16 protein-coding genes and 1 pseudogene are annotated in these 18546 nt (G+C 73.1%); 9 read left to right on the forward strand and 8 right to left on the reverse strand.

Annotated elements, in window-relative coordinates; genetic code table 11:
* Nucleotides 1-129: 129 nt before the first annotated feature.
* Both J3486_RS16595 and J3486_RS16600 read right to left on the reverse strand, forming a co-directional pair.
* Complete coding sequence (locus J3486_RS16595; RefSeq protein ID WP_207821078.1) at nucleotides 130-1191, reverse strand: PP2C family protein-serine/threonine phosphatase; 1062 nt, start codon at nucleotides 1189-1191, stop codon at nucleotides 130-132.
* Between the two features lie 117 nt (nucleotides 1192-1308).
* Nucleotides 1309-3105 (reverse strand): bifunctional sugar phosphate isomerase/epimerase/4-hydroxyphenylpyruvate dioxygenase family protein, encoded by a 1797-nt coding sequence (locus J3486_RS16600; RefSeq protein ID WP_207821079.1) that lies wholly within the window; start codon nucleotides 3103-3105, stop codon nucleotides 1309-1311.
* Nucleotides 3106-3291: 186 nt separating this feature from the next.
* Between J3486_RS16600 and J3486_RS16605 the strand changes: the two genes are divergently transcribed.
* From J3486_RS16605 to J3486_RS16615, 3 genes are all read left to right on the forward strand, one after another.
* Nucleotides 3292-3957 (forward strand): TetR/AcrR family transcriptional regulator, encoded by a 666-nt coding sequence (locus J3486_RS16605; RefSeq protein ID WP_207821080.1) that lies wholly within the window; start codon nucleotides 3292-3294, stop codon nucleotides 3955-3957.
* A gap of 142 nt (nucleotides 3958-4099) precedes the next feature.
* The gene (locus J3486_RS16610) at nucleotides 4100-5455 is read left to right on the forward strand and encodes an MFS transporter (RefSeq protein WP_207821081.1); all 1356 of its coding nucleotides are present in this window, start codon (nucleotides 4100-4102) and stop codon (nucleotides 5453-5455) included.
* Between the two features lie 40 nt (nucleotides 5456-5495).
* On the forward strand, nucleotides 5496-5786 hold the full coding sequence (locus J3486_RS16615) for a hypothetical protein (RefSeq protein ID WP_207821082.1): 291 nt from the start codon (nucleotides 5496-5498) through the stop codon (nucleotides 5784-5786).
* A gap of 64 nt (nucleotides 5787-5850) precedes the next feature.
* Here the strand turns inward: J3486_RS16615 and J3486_RS16620 are convergent, their stop codons facing one another.
* Complete coding sequence (locus tag J3486_RS16620) at nucleotides 5851-7935, reverse strand: choice-of-anchor P family protein (RefSeq protein ID WP_229378100.1); 2085 nt, start codon at nucleotides 7933-7935, stop codon at nucleotides 5851-5853.
* 666 nt (nucleotides 7936-8601) lie between these two features.
* On the opposite strand from J3486_RS16620, the gene J3486_RS16625 reads away from it, so the two are divergent.
* Nucleotides 8602-9279, forward strand: a complete 678-nt coding sequence (locus J3486_RS16625; protein ID WP_207821083.1) for a TIGR00266 family protein — start codon at nucleotides 8602-8604, stop codon at nucleotides 9277-9279.
* On the opposite strand, the gene J3486_RS16630 is transcribed toward J3486_RS16625, so the two are convergent.
* Complete coding sequence (locus J3486_RS16630; RefSeq protein ID WP_207821084.1) at nucleotides 9266-9556, reverse strand: YkvA family protein; 291 nt, start codon at nucleotides 9554-9556, stop codon at nucleotides 9266-9268. The genes J3486_RS16625 and J3486_RS16630 overlap by 14 nt on opposite strands.
* Before the next feature lie 104 nt (nucleotides 9557-9660).
* Here J3486_RS16630 and J3486_RS16635 point away from each other — a divergent pair, with 104 nt between their 5' ends.
* Nucleotides 9661-9831, forward strand: coding sequence for a hypothetical protein (locus J3486_RS16635; RefSeq protein WP_207821085.1), 171 nt, complete (start codon nucleotides 9661-9663; stop codon nucleotides 9829-9831).
* A 108-nt stretch (nucleotides 9832-9939) separates the two neighbouring features.
* Here J3486_RS16635 and J3486_RS16640 read toward each other — a convergent pair whose 3' ends face one another.
* Nucleotides 9940-10479, reverse strand: coding sequence for a DUF5709 domain-containing protein (locus J3486_RS16640; protein ID WP_207821086.1), 540 nt, complete (start codon nucleotides 10477-10479; stop codon nucleotides 9940-9942).
* 348 nt (nucleotides 10480-10827) lie between these two features.
* Between J3486_RS16640 and J3486_RS16645 the strand changes: the two genes are divergently transcribed.
* A complete protein-coding gene (locus J3486_RS16645; RefSeq protein WP_207821087.1) occupies nucleotides 10828-11208 on the forward strand; it encodes a Ser-Thr-rich GPI-anchored membrane family protein in 381 nt (126 codons plus the stop codon).
* Nucleotides 11209-11232: 24 nt separating this feature from the next.
* Here the strand turns inward: J3486_RS16645 and J3486_RS16650 are convergent, their stop codons facing one another.
* Nucleotides 11233-13863, reverse strand: coding sequence for an FUSC family protein (locus J3486_RS16650; protein WP_207821088.1), 2631 nt, complete (start codon nucleotides 13861-13863; stop codon nucleotides 11233-11235).
* Nucleotides 13860-14390: a MarR family winged helix-turn-helix transcriptional regulator gene (locus tag J3486_RS16655; RefSeq protein WP_207821089.1), complete on the reverse strand. Its 531-nt coding sequence runs from the start codon at nucleotides 14388-14390 to the stop codon at nucleotides 13860-13862. Before J3486_RS16655 ends, J3486_RS16650 begins: the two co-directional genes overlap by 4 nt.
* A 90-nt stretch (nucleotides 14391-14480) precedes the next feature.
* On the opposite strand from J3486_RS16655, the gene J3486_RS16660 reads away from it, so the two are divergent.
* Nucleotides 14481-15119 (forward strand): DUF6629 family protein, encoded by a 639-nt coding sequence (locus J3486_RS16660; RefSeq protein WP_207821090.1) that lies wholly within the window; start codon nucleotides 14481-14483, stop codon nucleotides 15117-15119.
* A gap of 240 nt (nucleotides 15120-15359) precedes the next feature.
* On the opposite strand, the pseudogene J3486_RS16665 reads toward J3486_RS16660, so the two are convergent.
* A pseudogene (locus J3486_RS16665) lies at nucleotides 15360-15680 on the reverse strand (AraC family transcriptional regulator); the annotation flags it as partial.
* A 358-nt stretch (nucleotides 15681-16038) separates the two neighbouring features.
* Here J3486_RS16665 and J3486_RS16670 point away from each other — a divergent pair.
* Nucleotides 16039-17580, forward strand: coding sequence for a PstS family phosphate ABC transporter substrate-binding protein (locus tag J3486_RS16670; RefSeq protein WP_207821092.1), 1542 nt, complete (start codon nucleotides 16039-16041; stop codon nucleotides 17578-17580).
* Between the two features lie 112 nt (nucleotides 17581-17692).
* Nucleotides 17693-18526, forward strand: a complete 834-nt coding sequence (locus J3486_RS16675) for a hypothetical protein (protein ID WP_229378101.1) — start codon at nucleotides 17693-17695, stop codon at nucleotides 18524-18526.
* The last annotated feature ends 20 nt before the right edge of the window (nucleotides 18527-18546 follow it).

Here is an 18546-nt window from a genome sequence, read left to right on the forward strand (position 1 = left end):
GGCGGGGGGAACAGTGGATGAAGCGGCCATTGTCAGCGCGCGGACGGCCCGCCGCCCCGCCACGGCGGCGGCGCGTCCGCGGACATCACTCGGCCGGTCGCGGCGCCTGGCCCGTTCAAGGACAGGCTCTCAGTCCTCGCGGTGACGCAGCAGCAGCATCGCGGCGTCGTCGTGCAGGGGTCCTGCCGCGTGGTCCACGAGGTCGGTGCGCAGCCGCTCAAGGGCCGCCTCGGGGTCGGTGTCCTTGAGGAAGAGCACCCGGTCCTCCAGCGGGTAGAAGGTGCCCGTCTCGTCGCGGGCCTCGCTGACGCCGTCGGTGTACAGCAGCAGCTGGTCGCCGGGCTGGAACGGCACCGCGTACGGCACGGGCGCGTCGCCGCCGTGCACGCCGAGGCCGAGCGGCAGCGCGTAGTGCGGCGGTTCCGGGAACTCGGTGGTGCCGTCGGCGCGGGTGAGCAGGGGTGCCGGGTGCCCGAAGTTGAGGAACGTCGCCTCGCTGCGGCCCTCCGCGACCTCGACCAGGAGTGCGCTGACGAACCGCTCGCCCAGCAGCTCCCGCTCCAGGGCGCGCTCCAACCGGCCGCCGAGACCGGCCAGTTCGGGCTCGTCGTGGGCCGCCTCGCGGAACGCGCCGAGCACCCGCGCAGCCGTCTCGACCGCCTCCAGGCCCTTGCCCTGGACGTCGCCGATGATGGCCCGGGTGCTGCCCGGGGCGACCACGACCTCGTACAGGTCGCCGCCGATGCGCGCCTGGGCGACGGCGGAGGTGTAGGAGACGGCGACGCGCAGCTTGCCCGCGACGCGCGGCACCGGACGCAGCAGGACGCGCTGGGCGACCTCGGCGATGGAGCGGACGCTGGCCAGTTCGGCGTCGCGGCGCTCACGCATCGCGACCGCGCCGAGGGCGGCGGCGGTGACTCCGGCGACGCTGATGGAGGCGATGTAGACGCGCCGGTGGCTCAGCGTGCCGTCGGACGCGGCGAGCACGACGCACAGCAGCAGGGCGACGGCGCCGATCCGGGCGGTGCGCCGCTTGCCGCCGCTCAGCCCCGCGAACGCCGGGCCGAGCGACATCAGGGACAGCAGCCCGAAGCCGGTGGGCGTCACCAGTTCGGCGATGACGACGAGCCCCATCACCCCGTAGGGCAGGGCGGCGAGGGCCCGGCCGGCCCGGAACTTCGCCTGCGTCATCGCTCTCCCCGTCAGGACGGCACGTCCGCGTTTGGTTCTGTCGCGCCTTGAGCGTATGCGGGGTTTCTTGACAATGGATGAGAACGCGGCAATTCCGCGCCCTCAGGTGACTCTCCGTCAGCCGGACGTGCCGCCCGTCCCGTGCTGGGCGGCGAGGCGCACCGGCGTGTTCTGCGCGCCGTAGCCACGGTAGCCGCCATCGCGCTGGACGAGTTCGAAGAAGACCCGCCCGACGGTCTGGGTGTAACAGTGCCGGAAGGTGCCGTGGCCGTCCTCGTCGTAGAGGATGCCGAGTTCCCGGTACGTGTCCAGCTCGCCCGGGGCGAACGCGTGCCGGGCCGCGAGGTCGTCGTAGTAGTTGGCGGGCATGGCGAGCAGTTGTCCGCCGGCCGCGCGGAAGCGGCGTGCGGCGGTGACGACGTCGTCGGTGACGAGGGCGATGTGCTGGGCGCGGTCGCGGTCGTCGCCGGGCCCGGGGCCGACCCCGAGGGCGATGCGGACGGCGCCGTCGGGGGTGGAGAAGGCGCGGCTGCGCAGCAGTCCGTACGGGTCGGCGACGTCGACACTGCCCTGCGCGTCGAGGCCGAGCACGGAGCGGTGGAAGAGCGAGGCCTCGTCGAACTGGTGCCAGGGCTGGGTCAGCGCGAGGTGGTCGATGCGGTGGACGGTGCCGGGCACGGGCCGCTCCGGCCCGGTCGGCTCGAAGTCCCTCTTCCAGTTGGGGAGTTCGGGCCTGTCGGTGGCGCAGAAGAAGAGTTCGGTGCCGTCGGGTGCGGCGACGGCGTCGAGGAGGACGTCGCCGGTGGCGCGGCGGCGCGGCAGGACGGGGGCGAGCAGGGCCTCGGCGCGTCGGGCCGCGTCGGCCGGGTCCGGGCTCTCCAGGCCGACGGCGGCGAGAACGGTGCCGTCGCGGCGCGCGGCGGGCCCGGTGTTGAGCAGGACGCGGGCCTCGCCCTGCTCCCACAGGTCGACCGGCTTGCCGCGGTGGCGGCCGGTGCGGGTGAAGCCGAGGGCGGTGAGCAGGGCGGTGGCGGGGGCGATGTCGGGCGTGACGAGTTCGGCGAAGGCGACGCCCGTGGGGACGACGGGTGCGGGCAGCTCCCCCTCCCCCACGGCTTCCTGGAGCACCAGGAGCGAGCGCAGGGCGTCGACGGCGGCGGGCCCGGCCTCCGCCTGCCGGAACACGTCGTTGAAGACCTCCAGGGACAGCGGGCCGCGGTAGCCCGCGCGCAGCACGTGCCGGAGCAGCCCGGCGACGTCGAGGTCGCCCTGGCCGGGGAAGCAGCGGTAGTGGCGGCTCCACTGCAGGACGTCCATGGCGAGCTGCGGCGCGTCGGCGAGCTGCAGGAAGAAGATCTTCTCGCCGGGGATGTCCTCGATGCCCTTCGGGTCGCAGCCGCGGGCGAGGATGTGGAAGCTGTCGAGGCAGGTACCGAGCGCCGGGTGGTCGGCGGCCTCGACGATCCGCCAGGCGTGGTCGTACGTGTTCACGTGGCGGCCCCAGGCCAGCGCCTCGTAGGCGACCTTGATGCCGGAACCGGCCGCGCGGTCGGCGAGCAGGCGCAGCTGGTGGGCGGCGAGCGCGTCGTCGTCCTCGGCGTGCGGCGAGACACTGGAGCAGACCAGCACGGTGTCGGCGCCGAGCCGCTCCATCACGCGGAACTTGTGCTCGGCGCGGCGCAGATTGCGCGCGAACACGTCGCCGGGCACGGCCTCGATGTCGCGCAGCGGCTGGTACAGGTCGATGCTCAGGCCGAGGTCCGCACAGAGCGCGCGCACGTCCTCGGGGGTGAGCGGGCTCGCGAGCAGGTCGTTCTCGAAGATCTCGACGCCGTCGAACCCGGCGCGGGCGGCGGCGGTGAGCTTCTCGGTGAGCGATCCGCTGAGCGAGACGGTGGCGATGGAGGTACGCACGGCGGACTCCTGCTCCTTCGGCACGGCATGTGATGCGCGAAACTTAATGTACGAACTGGTTCGTTACTCATATCAGGCCCGCCACCTCCTGTGAAGGACCGCGGCACTTCTACAATCACCCCAGCAGCACGGCCCAGCAGCACAGGCCGGCGTCCGCCCGTCCGTCCGCGCGAAGGATCGATCCTCATGACCACTGTCGAAGAGCCGGCCCGACGCGAGGTCCGCACCCGGGACGCGGCGCGCACGAAGGCCGAGATCCTTGCCGTGGCAACCGAGGAGTTCGCCCGCGCCGGGTACACGGGCGCCCGGGTCGACGAGATCGCCGCCCGCACCCGGACCACGAAACGGATGATCTATTACTACTTCGGCGGCAAGGAGCAGCTGTTCACCGCGGTCCTGGAGCGCAGCTACACGGTGATCCGGGAGGCCGAGCAGGACGTCGACGTCGAGCATCTCGACCCGGTCGCCGCGATCCGGCGGCTCGCCGAGCTGACCTTCGACCACCACGAGGCGCACCCGGACTTCATCCGGCTCGTGTCGATCGAGAACATCCACGACGCCGAGCACATCGCGGCGTCCGAGACGCTGAGCTCCCTCAACTCGCCCGCGATCGACGTGATCCGGCGCATCCTGGAGGCGGGCCGGGCCGAGGGCGTGTTCACGGCGGAGGTGGACGCGGTCGACCTGCACGCGACGATCAGTTCGTTCTGCTTCTTCCGGGTCTCCAACCGGCACACCTTCGGCGCCCTGTTCGGCCGCGACCTGACCGCGGCCGACCGCCGTGAGCACTACCGCACGATGCTCGGGGACATGGTGATCGCGTACCTGACGGGCGCGCGGGCGGACGCGTAGCGGCCCGACGGGGCGCGGCCCACCCCTTGACAGGTCGTTAACACCGGCGCAACATCCCTAGCCATCCACTACTAACTATCCAGTGGGTTAATTAGCAACCGGATGCCGAGCCGAGTGCTTCCCGTCCCCCGAAGGAGCCCGTGTGTCCGTCCCCGCTCCCCCGCCGTCGCAGGGCCAGCCGCGCAAGGCGGCGCTGGCCGCCTGGATCGGCAGCGCCCTGGAGTACTACGACTTCTTCATCTACGGCAGCGCCGCCGCGCTCGTCTTCCCCAAGGTCTTCTTCGACGAGTCGGACCCCGCCGACGCGGCGCTGCTGTCCCTGGCCACGTTCGGTGTCGCCTACGCCGCCCGCCCGGTCGGCGCCCTTTTCCTCGGGCACATCGGTGACCGGCTGGGCCGCCGCAAGATCATGGTCTTCACGCTGGTACTGATGGGCCTGTCGACGTTCCTCATCGGCTGTCTGCCGACGCGCGCCCAGGTCGGCGGCCTCGCGCCGCTGTTCCTCGTGCTGTGCCGGGTGCTGCAGGGCATCTCGGCGGCGGGCGAGCAGGCCAGTGCCGGTTCGATGTCGCTGGAACACGCACCGGCCCGGCAGCGCGCCTACTTCACCAGCTTCACGCTCAGCGGCACCCAGGCCGGTCAGCTCCTGGCGACGCTGGTCTTCCTGCCGATCGCCGCGCTGCCGGAGGACCAGCTCCTGTCGTGGGGCTGGCGGATCCCGTTCTGGCTGAGCGTGGCCGTCGCGGTCGTCGGCTATGTCATCCGGCGCACGCTGGAGGAGCCGCCGGAGTTCGCCCGGCAGGCGGCGAAGAGCGGACGGGCCGAGCGGCTGCCGCTGGCGGTGCTGCTCACGGAGCACTGGTCGAGCCTGCTGCGGGTGATCGGAGGCGCGCTCGTCGCCTCGGTCAGCACGATCTTCACCGTGTGGGCGCTGTCGTACGCGACGAGCGACGCGGTCGGCATGGACCGCTCCGGCATGCTGTGGGTGGGTGCCGTGGCGAATCTGGTCGCGCTCGGCGCGATTCCGCTGTGGGCGCGCCTCGCCGACCGGATCGGGCGCCGCCCGGTGTACCTCATCGGCGCCGCGGGCAGCGCGCTGCTGATGTTCGGCTACCTGTGGGCGATCTCCACGGGCTCCTACCCGCTCACCTTCGTCCTCGGCGTCCTCGCGTTCGGCGTCGTGTACAGCGCGGCCAACGCGGTGTGGCCGGCCTTCTACGGCGAGATGTTCCCGACCCGGGTCCGGCTGTCGGGCATGGCGATCGGCACCCAGATCGGGTTCGCGGTGGCCGGGTTCGCGGTGACGTTCGCGGCGCAGATCGCGGGTGACGGCGGTGACGACTGGTTCGCGGTGGCCGTGTTCACGGCGGCCCTGTGCGTCCCGCCGGTGATCGCGGCGCTGACGGCTCGCGAGACGTTCCGGGTGCCGACCGAGCGGCTCGGTGAGCGGGACGCGGCGCCGGTCGCGGTGGAGGGTGCGCAGCGGGCGACGATCTGACGGCGCGGCACCGGGGAGGGCGGAGCGTAGGCTCGGGCCCGTGACGGCCCTTCTCCCCTACCTCGCCCTCCTGGCCTTCCTCGCCCTGGCCGTGGCCTGCCTCGCCCGGCTCGCCGCGCGGGTGCGCCGCCGGGGCACGGCGGGCGGCGCGGTGACGGCGGCGCTCGCCGCCTACGAGGAGGCGTACCGCGTGACGTCGCACGAGGCGTACACCGAGATGCGGGCCCGGGCCGACCGGCTGTCGCCGCTGGAGTCGCCCGACGGCCACTGGCGGTCGGGGCGGACCCGCCGGTCGCGTCGACGTTTCTCACGTGCGCGACGGGTCCGCTGACCGCTCGCGACCCACGGGCAGGTGCCCCGGCCGTCCGACGACGACCGGGGCACCTGCCCGTCCGTCAGCCGCAGTTGTGCGCCGCCGCCGTGCTGGAGGCGACCACGATGTCGACGGCTCCCGCGAGGGCCGTCAGATGCACCGCGTCGACCGTCAGTCCGTCACCGGACCTGGTCTGCTCGTTGACGACGAGCCTGGCACCCGCGCCCAGGTCGACCACCGCGTTCGGCTCGTCCCCGACGTCGACGGGGAAGCCGCCGACCCTGAGCGTGAGACCCGTGCCGCCGGTCGTGGCCGAACAGGTGCTGTGGACCTCGGACCTGACGCCGGACAGTTCGACGACGGGGAGTCCGGTGAGGCCGATGCGCACCTTGTCGACGGTCGCGCCGGCGCTCGCGCCGCTCGGTCCCGTCGTCGTCGTGACGTCGGCGCAGAGCGCCGAGGCGGACAGGACGACGGCGTTGACGCTCGCCGTGCAGGGCGGGATCTTCTTCGTCGCACCCGCCGTGCGCACCGTGCCGGTGTCCGGGGCCGGGCCGATGCTGACGGGCAGGCCGAGGGCGGACACCTTGGCGTTCAGGCCGTAGGCGCGCCCGGTGACGTACTGGAGTTTCAGCAGGGCCTCGGCCTGCGACGCCTTGTAGGCGTCGTCGCCCGCGAAGGACGCGGTGAGCGGGACCGTCGCGTCCGCGGTGAGCGGCTGGTCGACCGAGGCGACGGTGCACCTCGCCGCGCCCTGGGCGTCGGTCTTCGCCGTGCAGGTCTGCGCCGTGTCGCCGCCGAGCGCGAAGGCGACCTCCCGGTCGGCGACGGGAGCGCCGCCGTCCTTCTCGGTGAGGGTGGCGGAGAGTTCGGCGGGCGACCCGTCGGAGAGGGACGTCGGGCCGGTGTAGGTGAGCGCGGTGTCCTTCTGCTGCGGGGGCTGGACGACGCCCTGGCCCACGTCGAGCAGGTCCGCGTCGATCGCCATCGTGACGCCGCCGTAGGTCTCGGTGACATCGCCCGAGTACTGGCGGATGCGCTGGTGGTCGGCCCACATGTGGTCCGGGATCTGCGGGTCGCCGGTGTCGGCCGGCGGTTCGCCCGCCTCGCCCCCGGGAGCCACCCAGCGCGCGAAGTCGATGACGTCGGGCTGCACGTAGCCCGTGCCGTCCTGCGCCACCAGGTCGGTGATGAGGGACGAGACGCTGCCGTACACGCCGGAGACGTACCCGAGTTCGTGGAGCGTGGTGGTCCAGGACTGGATGAACGCCAGCACCCGGTCGCTGACCGCGCCGCCGCGCGTGTACTGCTCCATGTTGAAGTAGAGGACCGAGCCCTTGGCGAAGCCGAGGCTCTCGGCCTGGGCCGCCGCGTCCCGCGCCGAGGCCGCGCCCTGCGGCACCGGGTCGGTGATGACCTCGCAGTCACCGGTGCAGCTGCCCGCGCCGCGCTCGGCCTGCGGTCCCACGTAGATCGGGAAGAACCGCCAGCCGTTGTCGTACTGGGTCTGCACCCAGGCCGCGTCGAAGGAGGGCGGGCAGCCCGCGTTGACGCCGCCGATGTAGACGCCGACGGCGCTGTACGGGGAGGCGTCGTGCCAGGCGTTCAGCTGGGCGGTGGAGGGCGCGTCACACTTGTCGAAGCCCTTGCCCTGGAAGGACGTGGCGTCCGTCGGGACCGCCTTGACGGCCGGGGCGGCGCCCGCGGCGGGAGCCTCGGTGGCGTCGTCGACCGGCAGGTCGGCGCTGCGCAGCACGTTCTGCACGGTCTTCTTGTCGCTGCCGTAGGCGGCGGTGACGGTGAGGCCGTCGGCGTCGGCGCGGTAGGTCTTCGCCGTACGGTTCTCGGTGACCTGGCCGGCGGCGGAGCTCCTGCCCCGCTCCGGCTGGATCAGGACGGCTTCGGTGCGCCCCAACTCCTTGGCGGGACAGTCCTGTTGCGCGGACGGTGTACCCAGGTACACGGCGTGCCGGTCGAAGCGGACGCAGGTGTCGGGCGCCTTCGCGAGGTCGACGACGGACCAGGAGGCGGGCACGGTGAACGTGCGTCCCTGGTACGTCACTTGAGTGGTGCGAGTCTGCTCGGCCGGGGCCGCCTGGGCGGTTCCCGGGACGGCGGCCGCGGTGAGCGCGGCGGCCCCGGCGAGGGCGAGAAGGGTGGCGCGCAACGAGGTGCGCGCGCCGCGAAGTGGTCTGAGCCGAATGATGGTTCCCCCTGAGACCGGCGCCGACGGCGCGGGCCGGCGCAACTCCATCATGACGTCGGCGACAGTGCGGCACCGGCGTGGCCGCGTCAATCGAACGGGACACGTGGGGCACCCGAACCGGCCGTGGAAACAGGGGAGTTACTGCCGCGCCACCTGGGGCGGTGCGCGCAACGTGTTCGGAATGTGGTGTGAGGGCCCGGTGAAGCGGCGGGTCAGCGGACGGCCCGCCGGGCGCCCTGCGCGCGCCGCACACAGGGCTCCCACGGCGTCTTCACGCCGCCGGTTGTCCGGATCGCGGCGGCGGTCGGAGCCGTTCCGCCTCCACGAGCGCCGCGGCGGCCAGTTGCTCCCGGACCGTGCGCCGCGGGTCGCGTGTGTCGTGCTCCTGGGCAAAGCAGCCGAGACGCAGTCCGTGGCGATGACGCTCCGAAAAAGCAGAGGGACACACTTCCGGCGTGGAAGCGGGTCCTCGGCCAGGAGATTCGGGGCGTAGACATGCGTCCGCCGTGGCGGGAGCGGCTACGGCGCTGTCCAAGGGTTTTCGGCGAGCAGGCATGGCCGAAGGTCGCGGGGCCCGCGACTTTCGGCCGAGGCGGTGGGCGGGGCGGCGTCCGTAGCGTGGTCGGCATGGACATCGACGTACGACACAACCCCTCCTTCGCGGTGGCCCGCGTGCACCTGGCGCCGGGCGAGTCGGTTCGGGCCGAGTCGGGGGCCATGATGGCGACCTCGGGCGGGATCGCCGTCGAGGCGAAGGCGGACGGCGGCCTGATGCGGGGCCTGAAGCGGAGCGTGCTCGGCGGCGAGTCGCTGTTCGTCACACGGTTCACGGCGGGGTCCGAGAGCGGCTGGGTGGATGTCGCGGCCCAGTTGCCGGGCGATGTGACCGCGGTCGACGTCGACGGCGGGCTGAATCTGGCGCGCGGGGCGTGGCTGTGCTCGTCCGACGGCGTCGACCTGCAGACGAAGTGGGGCGGGTTCAAGAACCTGGCGGGCGGCGAGGGCGGGTTCCTGGTCCGCGCCGAGGGTCGGGGCCAGGTGCTGGCCGCCTGTTACGGCGCGCTCGACGAGGTCGAGCTGAAGGCCGGTGAGCAGCTGGTCCTGGACTCCGGGCACCTGGTCGCCTTCGACGACGGCGTGTCGTACACGACCCGCAAAGTGACGCGCGGGCTGATGCAGACGCTGAAGTCGGGCGAGGGGCTCGTCTTCGACTTCACCGGCCCCGGCCGGCTGTGGACCCAGAGCCGCAACCCGGGCGCGCTGGTCACCTGGCTGACCCAGAAGCTGCCGTTCAGTCGCGGTTAGCCCGTTCCAGGCCCGCCTTCTGCGCGGCGGAGTGCAGGGCCTTGAGGGCGACGAGCAGCACCCCGATGTCGTCCAGGTAGATCGGGTCGGGCAGCAGGTCGACGGGCGAGATCGTGTAGACCACCGCCGTCCAGAACAGGGCCTTGTTGCGCAGCGGGATCCCGGCGTCCATCAGCAGCCGCCGGGCCTTGAACACGCGTACGAGCAGAACCGCGGCGGCCACCAGCATCACCGCCGCGGCGATCGTCGCCAGCACCAGCCAGGTCTGTCCGTCCATACGTCTCCTTCGTGGCCGTGCCCGCCGCCCGGGTGCGCCGTGCCGTCCGCCACGCGAGGATGGAGGCCGGCCCGGGTTCCGGCCCGCACCAAGGAGGACGGTTCGTGCTCATCTACGTGGCGATGTTCCTGGGAGCGGTCAGCGTGGTCTGCATAGGTATCACGGCCCGCCAGTTCGTGGCGGACCGTGTCGCTCTCGGAGCGCCGATCGCGGCGCTGTCCACCGGATTCGTGTCGGCGGCTCTGATGCTGGCCGCGGCCGCCCTGGGGCAGTGATCACACGGCCGCACCGCGGCCCCCGCCCTCTCCCGCCGCGCCGGCCTCGAACCTCTCGAGAACGGCGACGACCACGACGACCGCGACGAACTCAATGATCCCGATGACCTAGGCGTCCTTGTCATACGCGTCGACCTCATACGCGTCGTCCTCGTACACGTCGTCCTCGTCGACCAGGTGCACAGCGGCCTCCTCCGCCGAGGCGGCGCCGCCGCCGAAGCCCACGTCCGCGGCGAGCATGTCCTTCTCGGCGTCCTCGTGGGCGCCCTCGTCGGGTGCGACCAGGCGTCCCGCCCGGCGTCCGCCCACCTCGAGGTCGACCGGCTCCCCCTCGCCGCCGCGCAGATCGCCGATCCCGTCCGCGTCGTCGTCGCCCGACTCCAGCGCCTCGTACGCGTCGATCACCGGATCCGGGCGCTCCTCCGCGAGACGTTCGTCCAGGCTCTCGCCGTGCAGCCGCTCGGCCGCCGTGACGCCCGTGTGCTCGACGCCCAGGGGCCGCTCGGGCGGTGACCAGCCCTCGTCGTACGGGTCGACGCCGCGGTCGTTGAGGGTGTCCTCCACATCGAGGATGCCCTCGTCCTCGTGGGCGTCAGGATCGCCGGGCTGGTACACCTCGTCGCCCATGCCGTCGCTGCGCTCGGTCATCCGGTCCCACCTCGTTTCCGGTCCCCCGTCGTCCTCCGTGCCTGGTTTCGGCCGGAGCTCGCGTCTGTGTCGCGTTTCCAGTCTGCGCCCGATCACGCTTGTCGGCCGTACGGAACGACCGAATCGCGGGCGCGCGGGCGCGAGGATGCGCGCGTGTCCGGGTGCTGTCCTGTCGATTCCGCCGGTTCGGGGACAGTGCCGTCCCCCATGGGGTGGGGCTGTGCGACGGCCCCTTTCGTGATCTTGTCCGGGTGGCAGACCTCTGATGTCCGTCCTCCGCTCCGCACCCGACCGTCACGGGGCGGAGGATCCGCCGTCCTGTCGTCTCCCGCGTCATGAGGTCGTCGTATGCGCCGCACCGGAATTCTGTCCCTGGCCGCCGTCCCCCTGCTCCTTCTCGCGTCCGCGGGCGCGGCCGTTCCCGACGCGGCACTCACCGTCACCGCGCCGGCCGCGGGCTCCGTCCATCAGGCGGGCGGCAGCGTCTTCGTCACGTGGCGCAACGCCACCGGGCAGGAGCTCGACATGTGGCTCGTGCACGGGGACGAGGGACGGGTGGCGCAGCTCGCGGCGAAGCTGGGGGCCGCGCCCGAGGGCGAGACGGCCACGGTGCTGCCGACCATCGTGAACGGCGAGGGGTACGCGATCGAGATGGCGGGACGCGACGGCGCCGCCAGCGCCTTCAGCGGCGAGTTCACCGTGACCCCGCAGGTGCGGGCGGCCCGCTGAGGCGCGGGCCGCCCGCCGTCCGCGTCAGCGCGCCGCCGCGATGTCGTGCCGTACGGTCCCGGACGCCGGGTCCACCGTGACCAGTTCGGCGCGCGGGGCGTGCCGGGCGGCCGAGACGACGAGTGTGTGGATGCCGGCCGGCAGGCCGTCCACCGTGTAACTGCCGTGGTGCGCCTGGGACTTGGCGAGGCGCTTGCCGCGGGCGCTGATCACGGTGATCCAGGCGGGGCAGCCCTCGGGGTGCGTGTCGCAGTGGACGGTACCGGTGAGCCGGGCCGTCGCCGTGGTACGGCCGCGGCCGTGCGGTTCCCCCCAGGCCGCCATCACCGCACGGGTGGTGCGCTGCATCGGCGAGGCCGCGGCCGGCGCCGCGCGCCCGGGGGCGGCGACCGGGAGGCCGACCTGTTCGGCGTAGGCAGCCATGGTCTCGTCCAGCGCGGCGAGTTCCCGCAGGGCGGTGCGCAGCCGGTCGGCGCGCGGTCCCGGCGCCGCGGGGGCGAGCTCGGTCTCCAGCTCGCGGACAAGCGGGCTGACGCGGCGCCAGGCGCCCTCGGGTTCGCCGGTCGCGTAGCACCGGTCGAGTTCCCTGAGGGACGCGACGAGGGTCTCGGTCACCAGGCGGGCGCGTTCGGCGAGGCGCGGCGGCAGGTCCACGTCGATGTCGGCGGCCGCCGCGAGGGTGCGGGCGTGCCCGGTGGCCGTGGCGAGCAGCGCCACCCGGTGCTCGGCGGCCGGGCCGCGCACCCCGACCGGCATCCGCACCAGGGGCCGGGCGATGCCCTGCACCTGGAGCAGCGCGGCGTCCACGGCGCGGGCCGCGCCGCGCAGCCGCACCGGGGCCTCGGGTCCGTCCCAGCGCTGCTCGACCTGGCGGATCACCTGGGCGAGTGCGTCGACGTAGCCGCGCTCGGCCTCCCTGACGACGGTGCGGCGCGAGAGCGGGAAGATCAGCGCGGCGCAGGCGGTGGCGACGAGGACACCGATGCCGTTGTCGAGGATCCGCTCCCCCAGCAGGTGGTCCATGCCGCTGTCGGGGGTGGTCATGCCGTAGAGCTGGGTGAGGGCGACGACGAGGCCGACGACCCAGCAGGCGTACGCGCGCTGCATGCCCCAGGCGCCGAAGGCGAGACCGGCGACGATGACGGCGAGCGTGGCGTAGACGTGGTCGCGGCCGACGAGGTGCAGCAGCGCGATGCCGAGGACGGCGCCGAGCGCGGTGCCGATCATGCGGTGCGCGAACTTGCGCAGCCGTTCGTGGGTGGTGTTGGTGCCGAACAGCGTGATCATCACGCCGACCAGGCCCCAGTAGAAGCGGCGCGGGTCGATGGCGTCGGCGATGGGGCAGACGACGGCGGCGGCGATCGCGGCGTGCACGGGGACCCGGATGTACGGCACGGCGCGCCGCCAGCCGGATTCCGTGCCGGCCGCGAGGACCCGGCGGGCGGGGCCCGCGGAGCCGGGCAGCCGGTTGTTCTCCAGGGCGACGGTCGGCTGGAACGGCACGTCGGCGGCGCTCGCGCAGCTGCGCCGGCCGAGTTCGAGCCAGTTGCGCAGGGCGTCGGCGAGGGTGTCGAGGAGGTCGCCGACGCGGCGGGCGAGGACGGCGGCCTCGACGTCGTCGGCGGGGGCGGCCGGGTCGCGCAGGATCGCCTCGGCGCGCTCCTGGATGTGCGCGGCCGCTGGGCGCAGGCCCTCGGCGCGGCCGAGCGGGGTGTCGCGGGCCAGGGCCAGGCCGACGGCGAGGGCCTCGCGCAGCGGCGCGGGGACGGGCAGCCTGGTCAGGTCGGCGGCGGCCTGGCCGATGCCGCGCAGGGCGAGCTCGGCGTCGAAGAGGTGCCGGTGCAGGAGTTCGGCGACGACGGGGTCGGCGGCGACCTCGGGCTGGGCGAGGCGCCCGTCGATGGTGACGGTGGTGATGTTGAGGCGGCGCAGGGCGCGGGTCATCCGGCGTACGGCGCGCTGCTGGTCGGCGTCGGGGTCGAGGGCCTCGACGGCGGCGTCGGCGACGCGCCGGGCCTCCACGACGAAGGCCCGCTGGGTGCGCAGCAGGTCCTCACGGGGCATCGGGAAGCAGAGCAGCAGCCGGGTCAGCAGGACGGCGGCCGCGGCGACGAGGGCGACGGCGAAGGTCTTGCCGACGAGGGCGGCGGGGATCCCGGCGAGCATGCCGACCATCAGGCCGTTGAACAGCATCATGCCGGTGACCAGCGCGAAGGGGCCGAATCTGGCGAGCAGGAAGGTGAGGGCGAGCGCGGCGACCATGAGGACCATCTGCGCGGTGCGGTGCCCGTCGAGGGTCGCGCACACCCACAGCACGGCGCTGTAGGGGAACGGCATCCACAGGATGGCGCGGGCGAGCCGGTCCCAGGTGTTCTCGGCGACCGCGAACGCGCTCATCAGGCCCATCATCCCGGCGACCATCATGCCGATCATGTCGGGGATGGCCAGCGCCTCGGCCATCCAGTAGCCGACGGCGAGCGAGGTGACCATGGCGACCAACGCCCGCCAACCCGACTGGTGTTGACCGAGTCCGGGGTCGGCGGCGAGCACGCCGTCCCACCATCTGCGGGGTCCGGCGACACGGTGCGGGGCCAGGCCCGCACCGGCGGGTTCGTTCGAGGTGGACAGGTCCGGCAGGGTGCCCGGGGTGGTCAACTGGCCTCCGATTCAACGGTGTTCCTGTGCAGGGCATCCACCAGGGGCATGATCGCGGCCCGCGCGGCGGCCACCGCGCGCTCCGAATCCTCGACGCCGCCGTCGAGGGCGCCGAGCAGGGCGACGGCCATCCGCTGCCTGCCCCGCTCCATCAAGGCGTGTCCCGCGTCGGTGAGCGTCGTCTCCACGGCACGCCGGTCGTCCGCGCAGCGCCGCCGCTCGACGAGTCCCGCCTCCTGCAACTGCTGCAGGATGACGGTGACCCGGGGCTGCGCCATGCCGGTGCGCACGGCGAGCGCAGTCACCCGGCACGGCCCCGACTCCAGGGCGTCGAGCACCGAGACCTGGCTGCGGGTGTACCCGAACTCCCCTGCCCTGAACAGGGCTTGGGACAGTTGCGCGATCCCGCGCAGCAGACCTCGGGCCGCGCCTTCGATGCGCCCCGTCGCGGCGATGCCGGCCGCATCGCCGGACACCGACCGGGCCGCCGCCGGCTCGTCGGCCGCCGGATCTCCAGATAGATGCATATGGAAAGAATATACATGCCGCCTACATCGACCATGGGGCGGGGCGCGCCCCGATGTCGTCGCGGGCCTCGGGAACGTAGCGTGGCCGGCATGTGCTGGAGTGCGACGGCCGATCTGGTGGCGGGCGGCGCGATCACCGCCGTGGGCATCGGCTGCGTGTCGCGCGCGGCCCGGACGCGGCGCGCCGCGCTGCCACTGGCGACGCTGCCGCTGCTGCTCGGGGCGCACCAGATCATCGAGGCGGTGATCTGGAACGACGGCGGCGGCAGCGGGCCCGCGACCATCGCGTGGGCGGTGATCGCCCTGCCCCTGCTGCCGCTGTGGGTGCCGGTGGGCGTGCTGTGCGCGGCGCCGCGGCGGGCCCGCGGCCGTCTGTGGGTCCCGCTCGCCGTGGGCGTGGCCACATCGGCGGCCCTCGCGTACGTCCTGGCGACGCGTACCGTCACGGCCGAGGTGCGCGGCCACACGATGGGGTACGCGATCGGGCTCCCGCACCCCGCCTGGCTGCTCGCCGGCTATCTGCTGGCAACGATCGGCTCGCTGCTGCTGTCCGGCGAGGCGGGCCTGGTGCTGCTCGGGGTGCTCGCCGGGACCGGTGCGGCGGTGTGTGCGGCCCTGTGGCGCTGGGAGTTCATCTCGACGTGGTGCGCCTGCGCGGCGGTGTGCTCGGTGGTCCTCTACGGCTGGCTGGGGCGCGACACGACAACCCGGCGGCCGGCGGTCGGCTGAAGCTGCGCCGGTAGGCCTGCGGGCTGACCGCCCGCGGTCCGCTTTAAGCGGTCGCGGAACGCGGTCGGCGAGCCGAAGTGGTCCGCCTGAAGCGGTCGCGGAACACGCTCGGCGAGCCGAAATGGTCCGCCTGAAGCGGTCGCGGAACACGGTCAGCGAGCCGAAATGGTCCGCCTGAAGCGGTCGCGGAACACGGTCAGCGAGCCGAAATGGTCCGCCTGAAGCGGTCGCGGAACACGGTCAGCGAGCCGAAATGGTCCGCTTGAAGCGGTGGCGGAACACGCTCGGCGAGCCGAATCCGACCTGCTGCGCGATCCGCTCGACGGGATGCCCGGCGGGACGCCCGATGGGATGCCCGACAGTCTCCAGCAGATGCCGGGCCTGCCGCGCCCGCGCCCGGTGCAACCCTTGCAGCGAAGTGGTGCCGGCCTGTTCCCGGAAGCGCCGCATGAGCGTGCGGGCGCTGACGCCGGCGCGACCGGCGATGTCGGCGAGGGTCAGGTCGCGGCCGAGGTGGTCCTGCAGCCGGCCGAGCAGCGGCTCGAACGTGGCGCTCTGCGGGGCCGTCGTGTGCGCCGTCCGCTCCCCGCGCTGCGCTTCGCAGACCGAACCGGCCTCCCTCGTAGCCCTGATGGCCCATCCGTCCACGGCGCACCTGCCGCAGCTCCCGCCCCCGGCGGGTCCGGTGCACGGCTGCGCCTGTCCGTTCACCGTCACCGCGGCCTCGCGGCACCGGCGCGCGGACCCCACCGCCAAGGCCCTCGCCCTGCTCCCCGGGGTCGGCGGGCTGCCGGCCGGGCGTCGGATCACGGCCGCGGCCTCCTCTGCCCCAGAGCCGAGTTGAACGCCCGACGAACACTGGACGAAGGACGGTTCCGGACTCTCCTGGTCTCCCGGGAGAGTCCGTACGGTCGGGGCCATGGGGTGGCTCGACATCATCTTCACCGTCGCGGGCCTGGTCCTCGGCGTCGTCTCCATGGTCATTCCGTTCGCCGCCGACCTGTGGGCCCGGCGCAGCAGACGCATCGGCTTCCGCAAGCAGATGGACATCGCCATAGGGCACAACGGCCCGGCGGACGCGGAGGATCCGCGGCTCGGGCTCTTCAACGACCTGCCGGCGATGCGCGACGCCACCCTGGTGCTGCTGCGCATCGAGAACGACGGCACCCGCCACGTCGAGGAGTCGGACTACATCCATTCACCGCGGGAGTACGGCCTGACCGCCGAGTTCACCGGGCGCCGCATCCAGGCGCAGGACGTCACACTGCCCGAGGAACACGCCAATCTGATGGGCTACTTCGAGAACGAGCCCGGTCTGCACGTGGTGGGTCCCAGCACCCTGCTCATCCCCCGGGTCCCGCTGAAGCCCGGCGCGTTCTACAAGATCCTCGTGCTGCTCACCGGCGGCCAGGAGGGCGACAGGGTCACGGTCACCGGCGACGTCCGCGACGGCACGCTGCACGAGAACCACAGCCTCACCCCCGACGAGAAGCCGCCGGTGTTCAGCACGAAGGCCCGCTGGACCACCATGGTGCTCGGCCTCGCGCTGATCGCCGCGGTGAGCCTGCCGCTGCTGCTGCCGGCCCCGCTGCCCGCCGACTGCGAGACGGGCTCGCTGCGGCTCACCGGGTCCACGGCGTTCGAGCCGGTCATGAAGGAGCTCGCGCAGAAGTACCGGGACCACTGCCAGGGCCGGCCACGGATCACGGTCGCCGCCGACGGCAGCCGCACCGGGGTGCGTGAACTCGCCCTGTCCGAGGGGGAACCGCAGCAGGGAGCGAGTGTCGTCGCGTTCTCGGACGGGCCGCGTCCGGCGAGTTACACCCGGCTCAGCGAGAGCCGGATCGCGGTGTCGCTGTTCACCCTCGTCGTCCACGACGACGTACGGCTGACGAACCTGTCCTCCGCCGACGTGCGCCGCCTGTACCGCGGCGAGATCCGCGACTGGTCGCAGCTCGGCGGGCCCCGTCTGCCGGTCGTGCTCGTCAGCCGCACCTCCGGCTCCGGCACCCGGTCCGCGCTGACCAAGCGCGTGCTCGACGGCGCCGACGAGCCGCCCGCCACGTCGGACGACTGCGTCAACCGCACCTCGCGCACGTTGTCGGTGCTGCGCTGCGAACTCGATTCGACCGAGCAGGTCCTGGAGACCGTCGCCCGGACCCCCGGCGCGCTCGGCTACACGGAACTGCGGGCCGCGTCGCCGCCGGACGCCCCGCACGGTCTGCACCGGCTCGCCCTGGACGGCCGCACCCCGGATCCGGACCGGCTCGACGCGGGTGGCTACCCGTACCGGGAGATCGAGTACGCCTACACCTACGGCCGTCCGCCCGCCGACTCGCCGGCCTCCAGCTTCCTCGCGTACGCGGTCGACAACGGCACCGGCAAGGGTGTCGTGGCCGCGCACGGGCATCTGCCGTGCGGGACGCCGGTGGGGTTGCGGGTGTGCGGCAAGGACGACTGACGGGCGCCCTCGCACCGGGCCCACCGATGCGACACCGGCGAGGTGACGAACGTAGAATCTAAGGGCATTTCGGGCATCAGGGCGTGACGGTCCGGGACGGCGAGGTGACGTCATGACACCCCTACCCACAGCAGCCGGAGCAGGGCGGACGCGCAGAACACGCGGGGCACGGGGCACGGCGGCCGCCGCCTTCGTGTGCGCGAGCGTTCTCGCGCCGCTCCCGGCGTTCGCCGACGGCGGCGGCGCCTCGGACCTCAGCGCGCAGCAGCTGGCCGACGCGGCGAAGAAGGAGCTCCTCGACGCGCACTCCCTGCACATCACCGTGACGAACCGGTCGGACACCGAGCGGGACACGCGCGTCCCGGCCTCGTTCGATCTGCGGCTCGACGAGGACGGCAACTGCGCCGGTTCCCTGCGGATGGGCGTCGGCGGCGCCGACGGCGGCAGCGTCGCCCTCGTCAAACGCGGCGACGAGGTGTGGATGAAGCCGGACACGACGTTCTGGAAGACCCAGGTCGGCGGCGGTTCGGGCGCGCTCGCGGCACAGTTGTTCGGGGACCGCTACGTGCACGGCACCACCGACGACCCGATGCTCGACGGGCTCGCCCAGACCTGCGATCTCGACGCTTTCCGGGGCCAGTTGGAGGGCGGCTCGGCGAGCGCGGCGCAGGAGAACCTCACCAAGGGCGACGAGACGAAGATCGCCGGTACGGGCGTCGTGCCGCTCACGGGGCACGAGGGCAGCAGCACGGTCACGCTGTACGTGACGTCGGACGACCCGCACCGCCTGGTCCGCGCGACGGAGAAGGGCGGCGACAAGGACGTCACGATGACGCTCGGCGACTACGACAAGCCGGTGCCCGCCAAGACCCCGTCCGCCGACGAGTCGGTCGACATCTCGCAGCTCCAGGACGTGAACCCGAACCCGTCGCCGCCGCAGTCCTGACGTACGGCCGGCCGACCGGC

The organism is Streptomyces sp. VRA16 Mangrove soil, assembly GCF_017377775.1.
In the GTDB taxonomy this organism is placed as follows: Bacteria; Actinomycetota; Actinomycetes; order Streptomycetales; family Streptomycetaceae; genus Streptomyces.